The 19,928-nt window shown below is 38.2% G+C and carries 18 protein-coding genes; 14 read left to right on the top strand and 4 right to left on the bottom strand.

Annotation, left to right across the window (positions count from 1 at the left end; translation table 11 throughout):
- Positions 1 to 399 precede the first annotated feature (399 nt).
- Positions 400 to 1,590 carry an enoyl-ACP reductase FabV gene (gene fabV, locus ESZ36_RS17320; RefSeq protein WP_146790198.1) on the top strand — a complete coding sequence of 397 codons (1,191 nt, stop codon included), beginning with the start codon at positions 400 to 402 and terminating at the stop codon, positions 1,588 to 1,590.
- A gap of 140 nt (positions 1,591 to 1,730) precedes the next feature.
- Here the strand turns inward: fabV and trhA are convergent, their stop codons facing one another.
- Positions 1,731 to 2,390 carry a PAQR family membrane homeostasis protein TrhA gene (gene trhA / locus ESZ36_RS17315; protein WP_146790196.1) on the bottom strand — a complete coding sequence of 220 codons (660 nt, stop codon included), beginning with the start codon at positions 2,388 to 2,390 and terminating at the stop codon, positions 1,731 to 1,733.
- A 123-nt stretch (positions 2,391 to 2,513) separates the two neighbouring features.
- Positions 2,514 to 2,732: an EF-hand domain-containing protein gene (locus ESZ36_RS17310; protein WP_011041571.1), complete on the bottom strand. Its 219-nt coding sequence runs from the start codon at positions 2,730 to 2,732 to the stop codon at positions 2,514 to 2,516.
- Between the two features lie 352 nt (positions 2,733 to 3,084).
- On the opposite strand from ESZ36_RS17310, the gene ESZ36_RS17305 reads away from it, so the two are divergent.
- The 13 genes from ESZ36_RS17305 (at position 3,085) to ESZ36_RS17245 (ending at position 16,217) form a co-directional block, all read left to right on the top strand.
- Positions 3,085 to 4,527, top strand: a complete 1,443-nt coding sequence (locus ESZ36_RS17305; RefSeq protein ID WP_146790194.1) for an alpha/beta hydrolase — start codon at positions 3,085 to 3,087, stop codon at positions 4,525 to 4,527.
- 62 nt (positions 4,528 to 4,589) lie between these two features.
- Positions 4,590 to 5,345 carry an ABC transporter ATP-binding protein gene (locus ESZ36_RS17300; RefSeq protein ID WP_146790192.1) on the top strand — a complete coding sequence of 252 codons (756 nt, stop codon included), beginning with the start codon at positions 4,590 to 4,592 and terminating at the stop codon, positions 5,343 to 5,345.
- A complete protein-coding gene (locus ESZ36_RS17295; RefSeq protein ID WP_146790190.1) occupies positions 5,345 to 6,520 on the top strand; it encodes an ABC transporter permease in 1,176 nt (391 codons plus the stop codon). The genes ESZ36_RS17300 and ESZ36_RS17295 overlap by 1 nt, the downstream gene beginning before the upstream one ends.
- 58 nt (positions 6,521 to 6,578) lie before the next feature.
- Positions 6,579 to 7,205: an RNA polymerase sigma factor gene (locus ESZ36_RS17290; protein WP_246129151.1), complete on the top strand. Its 627-nt coding sequence runs from the start codon at positions 6,579 to 6,581 to the stop codon at positions 7,203 to 7,205.
- Positions 7,202 to 7,867: a hypothetical protein gene (locus tag ESZ36_RS17285; RefSeq protein ID WP_146790188.1), complete on the top strand. Its 666-nt coding sequence runs from the start codon at positions 7,202 to 7,204 to the stop codon at positions 7,865 to 7,867. The genes ESZ36_RS17290 and ESZ36_RS17285 overlap by 4 nt, the downstream gene beginning before the upstream one ends.
- Positions 7,868 to 8,342: 475 nt before the next feature.
- On the top strand, positions 8,343 to 9,602 hold the full coding sequence (glyA, locus tag ESZ36_RS17280) for a serine hydroxymethyltransferase (RefSeq protein ID WP_146790186.1): 1,260 nt from the start codon (positions 8,343 to 8,345) through the stop codon (positions 9,600 to 9,602).
- A gap of 113 nt (positions 9,603 to 9,715) precedes the next feature.
- On the top strand, positions 9,716 to 10,213 hold the full coding sequence (gene nrdR / locus ESZ36_RS17275; RefSeq protein WP_146790184.1) for a transcriptional regulator NrdR: 498 nt from the start codon (positions 9,716 to 9,718) through the stop codon (positions 10,211 to 10,213).
- 1 nt (position 10,214) lies between these two features.
- On the top strand, positions 10,215 to 11,465 hold the full coding sequence (gene ribD / locus ESZ36_RS17270; RefSeq protein ID WP_246129150.1) for a bifunctional diaminohydroxyphosphoribosylaminopyrimidine deaminase/5-amino-6-(5-phosphoribosylamino)uracil reductase RibD: 1,251 nt from the start codon (positions 10,215 to 10,217) through the stop codon (positions 11,463 to 11,465).
- A gap of 12 nt (positions 11,466 to 11,477) precedes the next feature.
- Positions 11,478 to 12,164, top strand: a complete 687-nt coding sequence (locus tag ESZ36_RS17265) for a riboflavin synthase (protein ID WP_146790182.1) — start codon at positions 11,478 to 11,480, stop codon at positions 12,162 to 12,164.
- 90 nt (positions 12,165 to 12,254) lie between these two features.
- Positions 12,255 to 13,364: a 3,4-dihydroxy-2-butanone-4-phosphate synthase gene (gene ribB, locus ESZ36_RS17260; protein ID WP_146790180.1), complete on the top strand. Its 1,110-nt coding sequence runs from the start codon at positions 12,255 to 12,257 to the stop codon at positions 13,362 to 13,364.
- Positions 13,365 to 13,524: 160 nt separating this feature from the next.
- Complete coding sequence (locus tag ESZ36_RS17255; protein WP_146790178.1) at positions 13,525 to 14,700, top strand: hypothetical protein; 1,176 nt, start codon at positions 13,525 to 13,527, stop codon at positions 14,698 to 14,700.
- A 13-nt stretch (positions 14,701 to 14,713) separates the two neighbouring features.
- Positions 14,714 to 15,463 (top strand): PepSY domain-containing protein, encoded by a 750-nt coding sequence (locus ESZ36_RS17250; protein WP_146790176.1) that lies wholly within the window; start codon positions 14,714 to 14,716, stop codon positions 15,461 to 15,463.
- Entirely contained in the window at positions 15,450 to 16,217 is a 768-nt protein-coding gene (locus tag ESZ36_RS17245; RefSeq protein WP_146790174.1) for a hypothetical protein, read from the top strand. Before ESZ36_RS17250 ends, ESZ36_RS17245 begins: the two co-directional genes overlap by 14 nt.
- A gap of 140 nt (positions 16,218 to 16,357) precedes the next feature.
- Here the strand turns inward: ESZ36_RS17245 and ESZ36_RS17240 are convergent, their stop codons facing one another.
- Together ESZ36_RS17240 and ESZ36_RS17235 are read right to left on the bottom strand one after the other, a co-directional pair.
- Entirely contained in the window at positions 16,358 to 16,567 is a 210-nt protein-coding gene (locus tag ESZ36_RS17240; protein ID WP_011041587.1) for a cold-shock protein, read from the bottom strand.
- A 474-nt stretch (positions 16,568 to 17,041) separates the two neighbouring features.
- Positions 17,042 to 19,912 (bottom strand): valine--tRNA ligase, encoded by a 2,871-nt coding sequence (locus tag ESZ36_RS17235; RefSeq protein WP_146790389.1) that lies wholly within the window; start codon positions 19,910 to 19,912, stop codon positions 17,042 to 17,044.
- Between the last annotated feature and the right edge of the window lie 16 nt (positions 19,913 to 19,928).

Here is a 19,928-nt window from a genome sequence, read left to right as displayed (position 1 = left end):
ATTAAGTTATTTTCCACTCAGCGAGAATTAAAAGGCTTAAAGGTAAGGCATTGATTGAAGAGAATGGTTATTCCCTTGTCAAAATCAATAACGTAACATATAAGCCTTTACCTTTTATTAGGTACTCGTCCTTTGGAAGCTAATTAGTAAACTGATAACAGCGTAAAATGAATGAAATATAGAATAACTATGTTTAACAAATTTTTCTTGTTCTAAGCTTGCTAATGTAGCTCTGAGTAGGGAATAAATTTAATCAAATTGGTATAACATTGTATTCTGGTCGTACCTCTTTATGCTTTAGGCAAGGTACAATGTCATCAAATACTTGAAAGTTTCTTTCAAACCTTAGCTATATACATACTCTAGCTGAGTCACTAATATAAATAAAAAGGTAAACTTATGGTTATCAAGCCAAAAATTCGTGGTTTTATCTGTACTAATGCTCACCCAGTAGGTTGTGAAGCGCATGTTAATGAACAAATTGCTTATGTAAAAGCGCAGACATCAGCGACTTCGGGTCCTAAAAATGTTTTGGTTATCGGTGCATCTACTGGTTATGGTTTAGCTTCACGTATCACATCTACCTTTGGTCATGATGCGAAAACGTTAGGTATTTTCTTTGAAAAACCACCAACAGAAAAGAAAACAGGCTCTGCTGGTTGGTACAATACCGCGGCTTTCGTAAAAGCGGCTGATGAAGCTGGCATTTACGCTAAGAACATTAATGGCGATGCTTTTTCTCATGAAATAAAAGCAAAAGCGATTGAAGCAATTAAAGCTGACATGGGTAAAGTTGATTTAGTTGTTTATTCATTAGCATCACCACGTAGAACTGATCCTGATACCGGTGAAGTTTATTCTTCTACGTTAAAGCCAATTGGCCAAAGCGTTACCACTAAGAACCTCAATACTTCAAAACGTACTATCGATGAAATATCGGTTGAAGCAGCAAATGATGCTGAAATTCAAGGTACTATCGACGTAATGGGCGGAGCTGATTGGGAATTATGGATGAACCAACTTGGCGAAGCTGGCGTATTGGCTGAAGGGGTTAAAACCGTAGCTTACACTTACATTGGTAAAGAGTTAACGTGGCCAATTTACGGTAAAGCGACTATTGGTAAAGCGAAAGAAGATTTAGACAGAGCCGCTAATGCGATTAACGTAGCAACTGCTGATTTAAATGGTCAAGCACGTGTTACCTCTTTAAATGCTGTGGTAACACAAGCAAGTTCTGCTATTCCTATTATGCCTTTATACATCTCAGCTATGTTCAAAGTGATGAAAGCTGATGGTACTTATGAAGGTTGTATTGAGCAAATCGCTAACTTATTTAAAGAGAATATTTATAGCGATTCACCACGTTTAGATGAGGAAGGTCGTTTCCGTCAAAACTATAAAGAACTAGAAGACAGTGTTCAACAACGTGTTACTGATATTTGGAACAAAGTTGATACTGACACGATTGATGAATTAACAGATTACGTTGCTTATCATCAAGAGTTCTTAAAACTGTTTGGTTTTGGTATTGATGGTGTTGATTACGACGCTGATGTTAGCCCAGAAGTTACTATTAACAATTTAGATTAATTCAGCTAGTTCGTTAAGCTTTGTTGCCTTAAGGCGTTAAAGTTTACTTTGAATGCTAGTTCGATGTTTAGTTTGTATTTACTAAAAAGCCGCATTTATTGCGGCTTTTTTGTGGCTAGCAATCTATGGCTAATTTTTAATTACACATACCAATAAATCATCAAAAAGTGGCAAGTGACGCCTCCTAAAACAAAAAGGTGCCAAATAGCGTGAGTGTAGGGCACCATTTTTTTAACATAGAAAAATACCCCAAGAAAATAAACTAGTCCACCTAATGCCAGCAAGACAATGGCTTGTTCAGGTAGTTTCTCATATAACTCGCCTAAAATGCCCAACGAAATAAACCCCATGCCTAAATAAGTGGCTAGAGATGTTTTTTTGTATTTGTCACCAAACTTTATTTTGAAAATAATACCAAATAGAGCAAATAGCCAAATAAAAGCCAGCAAAGTATAGCCAAGCGGGCCTGCTAATGTGATAGCGAATAGTGGTGTATAAGTACCTGCGATGAGTAAATATATTGCGCAGTGATCCAGCAGTTTAAATAACTTCTTAGCACGCTTATTCGTTGAACTATGGTAAAGAGTTGAGGAAAGAAAAAGCAGAATACCACTGGTAGCGAAAATACTAAAACTAACTATCCGGTTAAGTTCGCCATGGCTATTTTTTAATAGTAAAAATAGTGCTAAACAACTTAACAATAGCCCAAAAGCATGGCTGATAACATTAAGTTTTTCTTCGTTTTGACTATAAGAGGTTGGTTGAGAATTGGTTGAAGCAGAATCTTTTTGATCAATCATAATAAGCAGCTTTAATAAATTCAGTGTACAAATGCACGCTGATTAATTTTACAAAGCAAAGATACAGCTCATCTAAGGCTAAATCTGTTTTTAGCCTTGGTATCAGAGTTGAGCAGACTTTAGTTAAAGTGCTAACTCAATAACCATATCTTTTAGCTCATCTTTAGAGATTGAGTTACTGTGATTTTTATCAAAACGATTAAAAATGGTTTCGCACATACGAATACCTTTGTCTTGCAATAAAACGTCAATTAGCTCAACAAATTCAGAACGACTTATCACGCCGTCTTTATCTTCATCAAACACTTCAAATAATTCATCTACCCACTGATTTAAGTCCATATAAAATCCCCACTACTAATTTAAAAAGATATAACTAAACCATATCGCTTATTCAGGCGTTTGGGAATGGCTATTTTAACTTTTTTAGTCTTGTGATGGATAAAGTAGCTATTTGTCTACTTATTGATTACTTGTGGATCGTATACCCAAGCTACTTGAAGGTGCGTTATTGATTTCGACAATAGAATAACTATTCTCTTCAATCAATGCCTTACCTAAAGGCATTTCTATTTCCAGCTGAAACCTGCATCTTCAGGTGGTTTGGGTATATATAAAATTTATTTTTATTTTTCTGTAATAAATGGGTAAACCTGCAGACTAACTGTCCAATGCTTTATTAAGGAAAGATAGTATGAATATAACGTGGAAAAATATTTTAGCGCTAAGTTTGTTGTCATTAACGGCAACGAGTTGGGCCAATGATAATAAATTAACTCTAGAAAACTGTCATCTAGGAGAAATTCGCTCACAAGTAAAGTGTGGCAAACTTGAAGTGCCAGAAAATTATCAGAAGCCTGATGGTGATAAAATAGCCGTTAATTTTGCAGTATTGCCTGCTATTGATGATAGTGAATACAAAGCGCCGTTAATGTTTTTAGCAGGTGGCCCAGGCCAAGCAGCGGTTGAATTAGCGACAGGATTGAATCGAGTGTTTCGTGAGGTGCGTAAAACGCGTGATATTATTCTTGTTGATCAACGCGGTACTGGTGAAAGCAGCCCCTTATCATGTGAATTTGAAGCAGTAGATAATGTTTATAGCGCTTTACCTGATGCACTAAACCCTCAAGAGGTAAAAGATTGTGTTGCGCAATTTAAAGGTGATGTAACTCAATATAATTCTGAAAATGCTATTCGAGATTTTGATGCAATACGAGCAGCATTAGGCCATGAAAAGTTAAACATTTATGGCGGCTCTTATGGCACACGTGCCGGCTTGGTATTTATGCGCATGTTTCCTGAATCTCTGGAAAGTGTAGTGTTAGATAGTGTTGGCCCCATCGAAGTACCTATCGGCATGTTTGGGCAAAGTGGTGCACGCTCTTTTAATCTATTGATTGATAATTGTAAAAACAGTGAATCCTGCAATAAAGCTTTCCCTAATTTAGCTGCAGAATTTCAAGCAGTAAAAGCACGTTTAGCTAAACAGCCAGCTAGCATTGATATCTTACATCCTCGTTTAGGCACACCGACAAAACTTGTTATTGATGATACTAAATTTACTGGTAACTTACGTTTTCAGCTCTATGGAATGGAAGGTCGTTCTATGGTGCCACTTGTTATTCATCAAGCTTTCTTAGGTAATTATCAACCACTAGTTGGCTTGATGGCTCGCACTGAGGGTGAACAACTTGTTTATACTGGCTTGCTCTTTAACATTGTATGTAATGAAGACATGCCAAGATTATCATTAGCAGATAAAGCTGCAGACGCAAATAATAACTTTGATGGTAAAGACAGCCAGCTAGCTTGGGATATGGTTTGTCCATTTTTCCCTGAATACCGTCCTAGTGAAGATTTTTACCAAAGTGTCACCGCAGATATTCCGACGTTAATTTTATCAGGTAACTTAGATCCGGTAACTCCGCCGAGTAATGGTGAATATTCAGCGAAGTCTCTACCTAATAGCCATCATATTATTGTTGAAAATGCTTCTCATACCGTGGCAATGAGTACGTGTGCGAGTGATATTATCCAAGAATTTTTAACCAGTAAAACGCCTAAGAAACTTGATGAATCTTGTTTAAAAGATATTCCTCAAGAAACTTTTATGACCAGTGTTAACGGTATTCAATAGATCGCATGCATTTACAAGCAATGGCACGAATAAGGAAATAACTATGTTTGAAGGAAAAAGTAATGATAGAAGTAAATAATTTACATAAGAGCTTTATTGATAAGAAAGACAAGAAGAATACGGTAAAAGCGCTAGATGGGCTTTCTTTCACCGCAAAAGACGGTGAAATTACCGGGATTTTAGGCCCAAATGGCGCCGGAAAAACAACCTGTTTACGCACGCTATATGGTTTGCTTTCAGCTGACGAAGGCTTTGCCACCATTGATGGTATCAGTGTTACTGAAAACCCACTTGCCGCTCGTGCCAAGTTAGGTATTTTCCCCGATAAATTCGGTTTGTATGAACGTCTTACTGCTTATGAACAAATTGATTACTTTGCAAGTCTACATGGCATGTCAGGACAAACTAAAAAACAAGCGATAGAACAAGTGATCCAAGATTTAGAGTTAGGTGATTTAGCGCATCGTAAAACCGTTGGTTTTTCTCAAGGGCAACGTATGAAAGTTACGCTAGCTCAAGCATTAGTTCATCAACCGCAAAACTTCGTGCTTGATGAGCCAACGCGAGGGTTAGATGTAATGAGTACTCGTATTTTGCGTAATCATTTAGCGAAGTTTAAAGCCAAAGGGCACTGTATTTTATTCTCGTCACATGTAATGCAAGAGGTTGCTGCTTTATGTGACCGCGTGATTATTGTGGCGAATGGAAAACTTGCCGCCCAAGGCACTCCACAAGAGTTATGTGAGTTAGCGGGTGAACAGAATTTAGAAGAAGCTTTTGTTAAATTAATTGGTTCAGATGAAGGAGTAGCAGCATAATGAATCTAGATTTAATCCAATTAAAAGCATTAGTGATAAAAGAATACAGAGAAGCTTTTCGTGATAAACGTGCTCTGATGGTTGCGTTAATGATGGCTATCTTAGCGCCTGTCGGAATAATGGTCATGTCAAAGATCATGATTGAAAAATTAGTGGATGAGCCGCCTGTCTATGTCAAGTTCATCGGCGCTGAGCATGCACCTAAGTTAATCAAGCACTTTGCGGAGAAAAATTTATTAGATTTTGCTGATGTACCTAAGGATGAAAAGTCTACTTGGGAACAACGTAATATAGCGATTGAGATCCCAGAAGATTATGCAGCAGATATGGCAGAAGGTAAGCCGATAAAATTGCATTTACAAGCTGATTTCACTGACAAGGCTGTTCAACCACCGGTAAGGCGAATTAATAATGCCGTAAGAGCATTTTCTTTATCCATTGGTTATAAACGCTTGTTACTGCGAGGCGTAGACATACGTTTGTTAAACCCAGTTAAATTAGTTGAGCAAGACACGGCAAAGCCTGATGCTACTTTTATGCTGATTTCAATGATGCTTGGTATTTATTTGATGTTAGCTGCATTTATGTCTGGTTTATCTGTCGCGATTGATTCAAGTGCTGGTGAGCGTGAACGTAATGTGCTGGAAATGTTACTTTGCCAACCTGTGAGCACCTTGAAAATAGTGTTAGCAAAATTGATAAGTGCTTCAACCGTTGCAGTTATTGGGGTGTTACTGATATTGATACTTACTTCTGTTTCCGTAGGTTTTGTCGATTTAACAAAAATTGGTGCCACCTTTAGCTTAGATATATCGACCGCAGCTGTATTATTATTACTACTCTTACCTATTTGTTTCTTTGCGTCAGCCTGTCAGTTATTTGTGGCATTTCAAACAAAGAGTTTTAAAGAGGCGCAATCAACGGTAGGTATGCTTATTGGTATTCCTGCTTTTATCCCTTTTGTTGTTTCGATGATGGATGACCGTCCTCAGTGGCTAAATTGGCTGCCAATAGCGGGTCAATCCATGATAATTGAAAATATATTTAAGGGTGTTGACGTCGATTGGTTAGCGGTTTTCGCTACGAGTGCAGTGACTATTGCTATCACGGTTGCTTTAGTTTTAGCGTTAGCTAAAAAGCTGAAGTCAGAAAAAGTAGTCATGGCATTAAGTTAAGCCTACCCCGTTAGTGATGATGTAAAGAATGATAAATGATGAAATCACAGTAAATTTTATGTTAAATTTAAGTAAGTTAAGCATAAAAAAAGCAGATATTTCCTATGCTACCGCACAGGGAATAGACTGCCAGGAACACGCATTGGATTGTCATTCAGTAGAGCCACAGATTGCGGATCATCAAGCCGTATTTACCCTGTGGATGACGGAGCATGAAAAATTGCTACGTCATATCATTACCGGTTTTGAAGCAAAAGTCGCTATTCAAGATGAGCTTTTTCAAGAGATCGCGTTAAATATTTGGCGAGCCTTGCCTAAGTTTCGTCAGGATTCGGCGGTAAAAACTTTTGTTGCGCGTATTGCTCACAATGTATTAGCGACACACGTTGCTAAGGCAGTCAAAACCATTAAAGTTGATCAAGATTTAAGTAACATTAGTATGGAGGTTGAAAAAGATGAACGTCAACCTACACCATATCAATCTCTTAACCAGAGTCAACGACAACAAAAGCTAGCCGAAGCAATTCGGCAGTTAAAACTTGAGCAACAGCAGGTGATAACACTTGCATTAGAAGGCATGAGTTATCAAGAGATTGCAGACGTTTTAGCCATTACAACAAACCTTGTTGGTGTACGATTACAGAGAGCGAAACAAGTTTTAGCTCAAATGTTGGAGGCCGTATGAGTAACGATAAATCACCGGAAAATAAAGCATTTCATCAAGACGGTCATGAAGAACCCGATGTACAATTAAGTTCAGATACTGTCTCAGATACTAGCGCAGAGCCAACGAATCTACTTGATGAACAATGGCTCACACTTAGCCAAGATTGGCAAAATCAACCTTATGAAAAAACAGACATTCAAGCGTTATTAAAACAAACTAAAAAACGTACTCTGCTAGCAAAGTCTTTGTTAGCGATTGATATCATCGCTACTGTTGGGCTTATCACTGCGTTATTAATTGGCCTATATCAAGGGGATTGGGGAACGGCAACTATTGCTTACCTTGCTTTCGGAGCCATAACCTCAGTAATCTTTGTTTATTATGAAATTAAGATACGTTTACGTATTTGGAAACACAGCTGTGATAGTCCTGATAAAGCGGTAGCTAACGCTATTGCAGGGTTGGAGTCTTCGATTAAATATATTAAATTAATTAAGCTATCATGCTGGTTATTGCTACCTGCAGTTAACTGGTACATTTATGTCATGATTGAAGAATCAGAAAAATCACCTTGGCCGCCTTTCTTTGTTATCAATCTTGTTATAGTCATATTGTGGTTGGTCAGCCATTGGTTCCATCAAAAGCGCACTAAAGAGTTGAACCAACTTAGCTTAATCTAATGATGCATGTGCAAATATAGCGCTTAGTTTTGCACAATAAAGTCATAAATAACTTCCGATAAACAATATCACCACTAACTATGGGACCAGTCTTTTCGGTTTCGTAATAATATTCATGGCTCCATGAATAATTTGCACTTTACATGTTATACCTGTTTATTATTCGGGTATTTGTTTTGTTTTCTGTTTTATATTCGTTGTAAGTTGCTTTTTTATTAGTTATAGTCTGTTTGCTTGCTTTGGTGAAAACTTTTATTGTGCTGTTAAGTTCGATGGCTTAACAACTTACGCTATAAAACAGTGCGAAATGCACTAAGGCTAGCCCGTTTTGCCGTGTACATACAGGCAAAAATCAGGCAAAATACTGCCACTAATTTTGTGTGTCCAAGTTAATCGAATTAAGTAATTAAGTTTACTAAATAGGTAACTAGGACACAGTTTGCAGCCTTGGGCTGAAATACTTAAGGAATAAACCATGTTTACTCGTGATATGAATATTGCTACTTTTGATCCAGAACTTTATGAAGCAATGAGCAATGAAGTTGTTCGTCAAGAAGAGCACATTGAATTAATTGCATCTGAAAACTACTGTAGCCCGCGCGTTCTTGAAGCACAAGGCTCACAACTTACTAACAAATACGCTGAAGGTTACCCTGGCAAGCGTTACTACGGTGGTTGTGAATATGTTGATATCGCTGAGCAATTAGCTATTGACCGTGCTAAAGAATTATTTGGCGCTACTTATGCCAACGTTCAGCCTCATGCTGGTTCACAAGCTAACGCAGCTGTTTTCCAAGCTTTAGTTAAGCCTGGTGGTAAAGTGTTAGGTATGAGCTTAGCTCATGGTGGTCACTTAACTCATGGTTCACATGTAAGCTTCTCTGGTAAGTCTTACGAAGCGTTCCAATATGGTCTTCACCCTGAAACAGGCGATATTGACTATGAAGAATTAGAACGTTTAGCTGTTGAGCACCAACCAGAAATGATTATCGGTGGTTTCTCAGCATTCTCAGGTGTTGTTGACTGGGCACGTATGCGTACAATTGCTGATAAAGTTGGCGCTTACTTCTTCGTAGATATGGCTCACGTTGCTGGTTTAATTGCTGCAGGTCTTTATCCTAACCCAGTTCCACATGCGCATGTTGTGACTACAACTACGCATAAAACATTAGCTGGCCCACGTGGCGGTTTAATTATCTCTGGTTGTGATGACGAAGCTATTTACAAAAAGTTAAACAGCGCTGTTTTCCCTGGTGGTCAAGGTGGACCATTAATGCACATTATTGCAGCGAAAGCCGTTGCATTTAAAGAAGCATTATCTCCAGAATTTAAAGTTTACCAACAAAATGTTTTAGCTAACGCTTTAGCAATGGTAGCTGTATTACAAGAACGTGGTTATAAAGTAGTATCTAACGGTACTCAAAACCACTTATTGTTACTTGATTTAATCGATAAAGATATTACTGGTAAAGATGCTGATGCCGCTTTAGGTAAAGCTCACATCACAGTGAACAAAAACTCAGTTCCAAACGATCCTCGTTCTCCGTTTGTTACATCAGGTCTACGTTTAGGTACTCCAGCGATTACTCGTCGTGGTTTTGGTATCGAAGAAACTAAAGCATTAACTGGCTGGATTTGTGACATTCTTGATGATATTGAAAATGAAGACGTTAGTAAACGTGTTCAAGATCAAGTTAAAGAGTTATGTGCTCGTTTCCCTGTTTACCAAAAGTAAAACAGTTGAATGAGAAACTAATTCACTAATATAAGTGAATTTATATTAAAATGGTCGCCTTGAGCGGCCATTTTTTTTGCCCGTAAACTTAGTTTCATTACCGTAGGTAAACCATGTATTGTCCATTTTGTTCAGCGAATGACACTAAAGTCATCGATTCACGTTTAGTTTCTGATGGCCATCAAGTAAGACGACGTCGTGAATGTTTAGCTTGTCACGAACGTTATACAACGTTTGAAAGTGCTGAATTGGTCATGCCAAGAATCATAAAACGTGATGGCAGCAGAGAACCGTTTAATGAAGATAAAATGCTCAGCGGCTTAACCCGAGCATTAGAAAAACGCCCTGTAAGCATGGAACAGATAGAGTTAGCGGTTAATAAGCTGAAGTCTCAAATGCGCGCTACGGGTGAGCGAGAAATTAGCAGTGAAATGCTAGGAGACTTAATTATGTCGCAGCTTAAAGAATTAGATAAAGTTGCTTACTTACGTTTCGCCTCTGTTTATTTGTCCTTTGAAGATATCAGTGAATTTGCTGATGAGATCACGCGATTAGGAAAAGAAAAAAACGGTAAAGCAAAAAAGGCTAAACCAGCGAAAACGGCTAAATAATATGACAACTAGTTCGCCTAATAACAAGACTTTTACTGAACAATACTTTACTGACCAAGATAAGCATTTTATGTCTAGGGCTATAGATTTAGCTAAAAAAGGGCATTTCACTACTTCTCCCAACCCGAGAGTTGGTTGTGTGTTAGTGAGCTATAAAGAAGATGTTGGTAAAGTTATTGGTGAGGGCTATCATCAAAAGGCAGGGCAGGGTCACGCAGAAGTTAATGCGTTAGCTGAGGCAAAAGAAAACAATCCCGCTTTAATCAAAGGCGCTACTGCCTATGTCACTCTTGAACCTTGCAGCCATTTTGGCCGTACGCCGCCATGTGCCAAAGCATTAATTGATGCTGGTGTTAGTCATGTTATTGCCGCTATGGTTGATCCCAATCCACAAGTTTCTGGTAATGGCTTATCCCTATTAGAAAAAGCGGGCATCACGGTGCAATCGGGTTTGTTAGAAGAAAGCGCTAAGCACCTTAACGTCGGGTTCATTCATAAGATGATTAATAATCTTCCTTATGTACGCTGTAAATTAGCAGCAAGTCTTGATGGAAAAACAGCCATGGCCAGTGGCGAAAGTAAATGGATTACCTCAAGCGATGCTCGGCAAGATGTTCAGCGTTTACGCGCCCAAAGTTGCGCGATTATTACAGGTGCAGATTCAGTGCTTTTCGATAATGCTAAAATGACGGTACGTTGGTCTGAGCTAGGTGAGTTGAAAGATAACTACCCGAAAGAAGCCCTTCGTCAGCCATTACGCATTGTAATCGATAGTCAAAATAGGTTGACGCCAAACCTGGCATTATTCGAACATCAGTCACCAATTTTAATTATTAATGGCATAGATCCTGACTACATTGAAAATAAAATTGAATCACATCTTGAAAACTTACCAAAATGGCCGCATTTCGTAGAACAGGTGCAATTACCTGTGACTGAAAACTCTCAGGGTAAATTGAAAATAAATTTGAAGACTTTGTTAGAGTATCTAGCAAAACGAGGGCTCAATGATATTTTGATTGAGTCGGGCGCACAATTAAGTGGTGCCTTTATTGAGCAAGATTTAGTTAATGAACTCATTCTTTATCAAGCGCCCAAATTAATGGGTGGCGACGGTAAAAATTTAATGGAAATGCCCTCAGTATTAAGGCTAAACCAAGCCAAGGCATTAACTATTAGTGATATTCGTATGGTCGGTGGAGATATTCGCATCACTAGCCAACTAACTAACAATAAACACATAAAAAATTAAATAGAGAAGTCTATGTTTACAGGAATTATCGAAGCTGTTGGTACTATTAAGGCCATCAATGTTAATGCCCAAGGTGCTCGTTTAGTTATTGATACCAATAGCTTAGATATGAGTGACGTTAAACTGGGTGACTCCATCGCCACTAACGGTATTTGTCTTACTGTGGTTGATTTTGATAATGGCAAAGGTAATGGCAGTTATAGCGCGGATGTTTCGAACGAAACCCTGCAGCGAACTGGTTTTGCAAACTATCAGGTTGGCAGTAAAGTAAACCTAGAAAAAGCGATGTTGGCAAGCACACGTTTTGGTGGTCATATGGTTTCAGGACATGTAGATGGTGTCAGTGAAATATTAGCTATCAATAATAATGGTAATAGTATTGAATACTGGTTAAGTATGCCAAGTGATTTAGCACACTATATTGCCGAAAAAGGTTCGGTAACTATTGATGGTACTAGTTTAACGGTTAATGCACTTGCTGAAGAGAGCTCAAAAGGTAGTTTTCGATTAACGATTGTGCCACATACGGTAAAAGAAACCATCTTTGCTCAGTATCAAGTAGGTAGCAAGGTGAACATTGAAGTGGACTTAATTGCTCGTTACTTAGAACGATTATTGACTAAAAGTAATGAAGATGATCAAGCTCCAACGTCGAATGTTACCGAATCCATGTTATTAAAAGCAGGCTTTATTAAGTAGTTTGCTTTCGAACAAAAATAAATAAAAACATATCAAATTAGAATAGTTAAAATAGGCTAACAACATAGCTAGCCATTTAAAGAGGCCGAAATGAATTTAAATACCCCACAAGAAATCATCGCAGACATCGCATTAGGTAAGATGGTTATTTTAATGGATGATGAAGACAGAGAAAATGAAGGCGACTTCATTATGGCCGCTGAAAAAGTGACTCCTGCAGCCATTAACTTTATGGCAACTCATGGCCGCGGCTTAATTTGTATGCCAATGAGCCGTGAAAAGTGTGAAACATTGAAGCTGCCCTTAATGGTAGATAAAAATGAGGCACAGTTTAGTACCAACTTTACCGTGTCAATTGAAGCTGCTACCGGTGTAACTACAGGTATATCTGCTGCTGATCGTGCAACGACTGTTCTTGCTGCGGCAAATAAAGAAGCGACTCATCTTAGTATCGTTCAACCAGGTCATATTTTCCCGCTAATCGCTAAAGATGGTGGTGTGTTAAATCGCGCAGGTCATACTGAAGCGAGTGTTGACTTAGCACGTATGGCGGGTTTTGAATCAGCTGCTGTTATTGTCGAGATTTTAAATGAAGATGGCACGATGGCGCGTCGCTCTGACTTAGAAATCATTGCACAAAAACACGATATAAAAATGGGCACCATTGCTGATTTAATTGAATTTAGAAATGCTACTGAAACAACCATTGAGCGAGTTTCTCAGTGTAAACTTCCTACCGCTTTTGGTGAATTTGATTTAACCGTGTTTAAAGACACCATTGACGGTCAAGCGCACTTTGCTTTAACTAAAGGCGAAATTAAAGCTGATGAACCTACTTTTGTACGTGTACATTTAGAAAATACTTTTAGAGATTTATTATTCAGTCAACGTGAAAGTATTTCGACTTGGCCAATGGCTAATGCATTAGAAAAAATTGCTAAAGAAGGTGGTGTACTTGTTTTACTCGGTAAGCATGAGTCACCAAATGAATTAATTAACTTGGTAGAAAAATATGCCAAGATTGATGCGGGTGAAACGGTAAAAGAAACTAATCGTCACATTGGATCTCGCAATGTTGGTGTGGGCTCACAAATCCTAGCAAACTTAGGTGTGAGTAAAATGCGTTTATTAAGTTCGCAAACTAAATATCACTCATTGTCAGGTTTTGGCCTAGAAGTAGTTGAGTACATTGCTGACTAGCATTAGAGTTTAAGTACACAATAAAATGGCGGTATATGTTGTAAACATATACCGCCATTTTTAGTTATGTTCAAGTGAGGCTCTTGCTTTTGAAGTTTACTTCGATATTTTTCATTGGCATTATGGTTTTATATCTTCACCTATTTGTTAAAGGCTCACCATGAAGTTCAACCGTGCATTATTGATTTTTTCCCTTTTTATCAGCTCAACTAGTTTATATTCCAATGCTAAGACACTCTTGACCATTGAAGAGCAACGTGTAAATAAAGCTCAAGAAGCCATGCCAGGAGTAAATACACATTTTGAGTGGTCTGCGTTTAAAAAGAACTGGCCACAAAATAATACTTTTATTTTAGCGCAGCAATCGTTATCACTGCTTGGTAATCAATTATGGCAATACAGTAAAGAACAAGCGAAAAATGGTCAGATTGTTGATGATAGGCCCTTATACTGGACAAGGTTAGCTATTATCTCATTTGTAAAAACTACGCCAATTCAATATTCTCAAACTGAATTGGCAGCTTTAGTTGAAACCTTTGAAAACACATCCCGTGGTCGCAATGATTTAACTTACAAGCAAGCTACCGATAAGCGTATTCTGCTAACTGGTTTTGACCCATTTTTGCTTGATAGAAACATTAAACAATCTAACCCTTCAGGTTTAGCTGCGTTACTACTCGATGGTGTTGTTATCGAATACATGAATAACGGGAAAAAGATAACGGCGGAAATAAATACTGCCATGATACCAGTACGTTATGCTGATTTTGATCACGGTGAAGTTGAAAGCTTGTTAGCCCCTTATTATGCATTAAATAGCGTTGATTTGATTGCGACTATTTCAATGGGTCGAAGTGACTTTGATTTAGAGCATTTTCCAGGTTTAAGACGCAGCGCTACAGCACCAGATAACGTCAATGTTTATACTGGCGCTAATAAAAACAACCCTTTAGTACCTAGTTTACTTGAAGCACCGCTGATAGGTGATGAATTTGTTCTTTTTAGTTTGCCTTATCAAGCGATGATGAAAGCGAAAGGTCGCTACAAAATTAATGATAACCGTGGGGTAACGATACTCGAATCAGGTACAGCAAAAAATGTTACAGCCAATAACTTATCTGAGCTTGTTGATAAGATTGCGGTGCAAGGTGGCGGGGGAGGTTATTTATCTAATGAGATCTCTTATCGCAGTATTGCCTTGCGTAATAAGTTAGGTTCAACAATCCCTACGGGGCATATTCATACGCCACGTATAAGTGGTTTTGATGCTGCCACGAACCAAGCAATTATGTCCCAAATTGAAGCCATGTTAGTACAAGCGTTAGCAGAAATTTAAAGGAAACATTGTAGTGTCTTTGCATAGAAAGAGTAGAAAATATCATAAATGGCTGATGTTATTTGTTGGTCTACAACTGTTAACGTGGTCGGTAACGGGGACTTATATGGTGCTAATGGATATTGATTATATTCATGGTGATACATTAGTAGCCAAGAACAAACAAAGACTAACTCCAGAGCAAGTAGGTTATTCTTTTAGCGAGTTAATGAACGACCATAATAAAGCATCAAATGTTAAGCTTGGTTTATTGCTAAATCAAACCGTTTATCGTTTTAATGATGGCGATCAGAAAGTGCTTCTTTCAGCGCTTGATGGTCAGCAACTATCGCCAATCAATGAACAACTCGCGACTTCTATCGCTAAAGACAACTACATAAATACCAAAACAACGGTAATCAATGTTCAGTTGATTACCGTTAATCCACCAAGAGAATTAAGTAGTCGCCATTTACCAGCATGGCGAATTGATTTTGATGACTTTGCTAGCCCTAGTTTTTATATAAGTGCTAACTCTGGTCAATTGGTAACTAAGCGTCATAGCTACTGGCGTATTTTTGATTGGATGTTTGCTTTTCATGTTATGGATTATATCGATGAAGAGGCAGACAATAAGTTACTTCTTGTCTTCACTGTTCTTGCTTTTATTGCCAGTATATTTGGCTTAGTGCTGACTTACTTTCGTCTTATGCCCCAGCAGAAAAAAAGAAACAGTAAAGTTGATAATGATTTGAATAAGGAGGTTGTAGATGAAAAAGCGTAATGCTCTAAAACAATCATTTATTAAGTTTTCTACAATTAAGAAACTCCACAAATGGCTATCTCTATTGGTTTTTATTCAGTTATTCATTTGGCTAAGTACAGGTTTATTTTTTAATTTAATGGATCATGAAAAAGCACGTGGTAATCAAAATAAAAAAGCCATCACCTTCCAGAAAGTTGAACATGACCGTTTAGTAAACCTTGAACTGATTATGAGTAAAAGTAGTAAACCGGTAACTGAGATAGCCTTAATACAGCGACTAGGTAAACCTTATTACTTGTTAACCCATGAAGAAGGCTTATACAGTCATTTTAAAAGTGATTACAGTCTCGTAGATGCTTACGCTGGAGAAAAGCTTATCATTGATGATGGTGTTGCAAGTAAGTTAGCTCAAGCAAGTTATAAAGGCAAAGGGGGTGTAAGTGGTATAGTAAAAGTGAAGCCGCCTATTACAGATATGCTCAAAGAAAGAAATATAGCTTGGCAGGTAAATTTCTCAGACGCTCTAAATACGAGTGTTTATATCGACGCTAGCTCAGGTCGTTTGATTGGGCACAGTAATGATGATAAACGCTTTGTTGATCTTTTCTTTATGCTGCACTTCATGGATTACCCTTTTCTAGGTCAAGGGTCCGTTGGGGGGTTTAATAATGGTCAAATAATATTCTTTGCCTTATTAACATTCGTATTCTGTTTAACTGGTTTTATTTGGGTAATTGAATTATTAAGGAAAGGTCGTTACAAGTTTAGTTGATGGGATCTAGTTGATAGTTAATTGAAGTTGTTGGTTTTTTTGATATGAGTGTATTTTATTTTCTTAAACTGCAGACACAAAAAAACGAAGGAAGAGTTAAACTCATGCTTCGTTTTTTTAGATTAGCTTATAAGTTAAACTTATACAGCTAGTACGTTTTCTGCTTCAGGGCCTTTTTGACCTTGTTTAACAGTAAAAGTAACTGCTTGACCGTCAGCTAGAGTACGGAAACCGTCTCCAGAGATAGCGCTGAAGTGAACAAACACGTCAGGACCATTTTCTTGCTCTATAAAACCGAAACCTTTAGTTTCGTTGAAAAATTTAACTTTACCAGTAACTGTATCAGACATACTAACATTTTCCTGTAATCATAAAATAATATTGTGGCTCTATCCCAAAATAGGTAGAAACCGTTTTCACCCGAGTAAGTGCCCTCTACCAAAAAGTACAGGAAGAGGAAGGAAACAAACCATATTCGACACAATCATTGCTTCAAACAATAGTTTGCATTGTCTAAATCTGCCTGTGTAGAATAATCAATACACTATGTGCATCAGATAGAAAACTACAACAAAAGTCAGTATAAACCTTCATCTGCAACGCAAGAACTCAACGCGAAAGTAGTCTAGCATAGTTGTTTTTAATTTGCTTTATAAAAAAACAGATTAGTTCAAATTTTCTTTGTTTAAATACGAGTAACTATCAATGGTAGTGTTAATAGTCCAATAAACTGGGGTTTGAGGAGATGTGAGGAAATGATTAATAAAAAATGACGGCTATTTGGACTAGCCGTCATTTTTGGCTTTTAGCTTATCTGTTTTAGGTTAAAGCGCAGCAATTTGATCTTTTTGCTCTTGCATTTTAACCAATGCAGATTCAGCTTCCGCTAGTTTCGCTTTTTCTTTATCAATAACAGCTGCTGGTGCTTTACCAACAAAATTGTCATTGCTAAGCTTGCCACGTGTTCTCGCTGCGTCTTTTTCAAGCTTGTCCATCGCTTTATCTAAACGAGCCAGTTCAGCTTCTTTATCAATTAAACCTGCCATTGGTATAAGCACTGATAAATCGCCAACTACAGCCGATGCTGACGCTGGACCTTGTTCATTTTCGGCTAACACGGTAATGCTTTCAAGTTTCGCTAGTGAACTTAAGAATTGTTCATTTTCATTTAAACGACGTTGATCGTTTTCATTTACATTCTTAAGCAATACTGGCAATTCTTTACTTGGCGATATATCCATTTCACCACGGATATTTCGAATGGCAATGATAAACTGTTTAACCCACTCTAAATCGTCGATGGCTTGCTGGTCACAATTGCTTTCGTTAAATTGTGGGAAAGCTTGAACCATAATTGAATCACCATTTTTACTAAAATCACTTAATGGCTGCACACGCTGCCAAATGGTTTCAGTAATGAACGGCATGATAGGGTGCATCAAGCGTAATAAAGCTTCTAGAACGTTTACTAAGGTATGGCGAGTTCCACGTTGTTGCGCTTCATTACCTTTAAATAATACTGGCTTAGTAAGCTCTAAATACCAATCACAGAATTGGTTCCAGGTAAATTCATACAAAGCTTGTGAGGCAAGATCGAAACGATAAGTATCAAAGGCTTCATGAACCGTTTTTACAGTTTGCTCGAATTGACCTATGATCCAACGATCCGCAAGTGATAATTCCATTTCGCCTGCTGTTCCTAAAGATGAAGAGCTACCGCAATCAAATTCTTCGGTATTCATCATCACGTATCGGCTAGCATTCCATAACTTATTGGTAAAGTTACGGTACCCTTCAAGACGTTTCATGTCCCAGCTAATATCACGGCCAGTTGTTGCAACAGACGTTAAAGTAAAACGAAGCGCATCAGTACCATGAGCTTCAATACCATTTGGGTATTCTTTTTTGGTAAGCTTTTCAATTTTAGCAGCCAACTTAGGCTGCATCATATTACCCGTTCGTTTCTGTAATAAGTCTTCAAGAGAGATACCATCAATCATGTCTAATGGATCAACCACATTACCTTTTGATTTACTCATCTTGTCGCCATTTTCATCACGAATAAGGCCGGTCATGTAGATTTTCTTGAAAGGTATTTGTGCTTTACCATTTTCATCTTTGTTGAAGTGCATCGTCATCATAATCATGCGGGCAACCCAGAAGAAAATGATATCAAAACCTGTCACCAATACATCAGTAGGGTGGAAGGTTTTTAAATCTTCAGTTTCTTTTGGCCAGCCTAACGTTGAGAACGTCCAAAGAGCAGATGAGAACCAGGTATCAAGTACATCATCATCTTGACGTAGCTTCATGTCATCGCTAATAGGGTTATTAGCACGGACTTCTTCTTCGGTGCGACCTACATATACTTTACCGTTTTCGTCATACCAAGCAGGGATGCGATGTCCCCACCACAGTTGGCGTGAAATACACCAATCCTGAATGTTGTTCATCCAAGAGAAATACATGTTTTCATATTGCTTAGGTACAAATTCAATTTGACCATCTTTTACAGCGTCAACTGCAGGACCTACTAGTTTTTCAACACGAACATACCACTGGTCAGTAAGAAGGGGCTCAATGATCACGCCAGATCTATCACCATAGGGTGCAACTAAGTCATGATCTTTTACTTCAACTAATAAACCTAATTCGTCAAATTTAGCGACGATAGCTTTACGAGCGACAAATCGGTCCATACCAGCAAACTCAGCGGGTAATTCAGCATCGTACGCGTTACATGCTTCACCTTTAGTATCGTAAATTTCAGCGGCGGCTAATACTGCAGCGTCTTTATCAAAAATGTTGATTTGTGGTAATTGATGACGTTTACCTACTTCATTATCGTTAAAGTCATGGCCAGGGGTGATTTTTACACAACCCGTGCCTTTGTCCATATCGGCATGGTCATCACCAACAATAGGAATTAATCGGTTTACTAACGGTAATAATACTTGCTTGCCAATTAGGTCTTTATAGCGAGGGTCTTCTGGGTTTACTGCAACGCCAGTATCACCAAGCATAGTTTCCGGTCGTGTTGTCGCTACAACCAAATAATCAAGACCTTCTGCTGTTTTCGCACCGTTAGCTAAGGGATAACGCAAATGCCACATGTGGCCTTTTTTGTCTTTATTCTCTACTTCTAAATCAGAAATAGCGGTATGGAATTTTGGATCCCAGTTTACAAGGCGTTTACCACGATAAATCAAATCGTCTTCAAATAAGCGTACAAATACTTCTTGTACCGCTTCAGACATACCATCATCCATCGTAAAACGTTCACGAGTCCAATCGATAGAATTACCTAAACGACGCATTTGTTTACCAATGGTGCCGCCAGACTCTTCTTTCCATTCCCAAATTTTATCGATAAAGCCTTCACGACCATAGTCATGTCGAGTTTTACCTTCTTCAGCAGCAATTTTTCGTTCAACAACCATTTGTGTTGCTATACCTGCATGGTCACAACCTGTTTGCCATAAGGTATTTTTACCTTGCATGCGTTGGTAACGAATAAGCGTATCCATGATGGTTTGCTGAAAAGCATGACCCATATGTAAGCTACCAGTAACATTCGGTGGTGGAATAGCAATGCTGTAACTGTCACCTTCACCTGTAGGGCTAAAGTAACCTTGCTCTTCCCAGCTAGTATAAAGGGACTGTTCAATGTCGGTAGGGTTAAAGGTTTTTTCCATCATTTTATCCGGTAAT

The sequence above is a fragment of the Colwellia demingiae genome, assembly GCF_007954275.1.
Taxonomy (GTDB): domain Bacteria; phylum Pseudomonadota; class Gammaproteobacteria; order Enterobacterales; family Alteromonadaceae; genus Colwellia; species Colwellia demingiae.
The sequence above is the reverse complement of the archived record's forward strand: the minus strand, read 5'-3'. Positions and strand labels throughout refer to the sequence as shown.

Excerpts from the sequence above, each read along its gene's own strand:
- ESZ36_RS17240 (WP_011041587.1), bottom strand. The coding sequence starts at position 16,567 with ATGTCTGATACAGTTACTGGTAAAGTTAAATTTTTCAACGAAACTAAA.
- ESZ36_RS17295 (WP_146790190.1), top strand. The coding sequence starts at position 5,345 with ATGAATCTAGATTTAATCCAATTAAAAGCATTAGTGATAAAAGAATAC.
- trhA (WP_146790196.1), bottom strand. The coding sequence starts at position 2,390 with ATGATTGATCAAAAAGATTCTGCTTCAACCAATTCTCAACCAACCTCT.
- ESZ36_RS17305 (WP_146790194.1), top strand. The coding sequence starts at position 3,085 with ATGAATATAACGTGGAAAAATATTTTAGCGCTAAGTTTGTTGTCATTA.
- ESZ36_RS17290 (WP_246129151.1), top strand. The coding sequence starts at position 6,579 with ATGTTAAATTTAAGTAAGTTAAGCATAAAAAAAGCAGATATTTCCTAT.
- ESZ36_RS17300 (WP_146790192.1), top strand. The coding sequence starts at position 4,590 with ATGATAGAAGTAAATAATTTACATAAGAGCTTTATTGATAAGAAAGAC.
- glyA (WP_146790186.1), top strand. The coding sequence starts at position 8,343 with ATGTTTACTCGTGATATGAATATTGCTACTTTTGATCCAGAACTTTAT.
- nrdR (WP_146790184.1), top strand. The coding sequence starts at position 9,716 with ATGTATTGTCCATTTTGTTCAGCGAATGACACTAAAGTCATCGATTCA.
- ribD (WP_246129150.1), top strand. The coding sequence starts at position 10,215 with ATGACAACTAGTTCGCCTAATAACAAGACTTTTACTGAACAATACTTT.
- ESZ36_RS17310 (WP_011041571.1), bottom strand. The coding sequence starts at position 2,732 with ATGGACTTAAATCAGTGGGTAGATGAATTATTTGAAGTGTTTGATGAA.
- ESZ36_RS17255 (WP_146790178.1), top strand. The coding sequence starts at position 13,525 with ATGAAGTTCAACCGTGCATTATTGATTTTTTCCCTTTTTATCAGCTCA.
- ESZ36_RS17265 (WP_146790182.1), top strand. The coding sequence starts at position 11,478 with ATGTTTACAGGAATTATCGAAGCTGTTGGTACTATTAAGGCCATCAAT.
- ESZ36_RS17285 (WP_146790188.1), top strand. The coding sequence starts at position 7,202 with ATGAGTAACGATAAATCACCGGAAAATAAAGCATTTCATCAAGACGGT.
- ribB (WP_146790180.1), top strand. The coding sequence starts at position 12,255 with ATGAATTTAAATACCCCACAAGAAATCATCGCAGACATCGCATTAGGT.
- fabV (WP_146790198.1), top strand. The coding sequence starts at position 400 with ATGGTTATCAAGCCAAAAATTCGTGGTTTTATCTGTACTAATGCTCAC.
- ESZ36_RS17235 (WP_146790389.1), bottom strand. The coding sequence starts at position 19,912 with ATGGAAAAAACCTTTAACCCTACCGACATTGAACAGTCCCTTTATACT.
- ESZ36_RS17245 (WP_146790174.1), top strand. The coding sequence starts at position 15,450 with ATGAAAAAGCGTAATGCTCTAAAACAATCATTTATTAAGTTTTCTACA.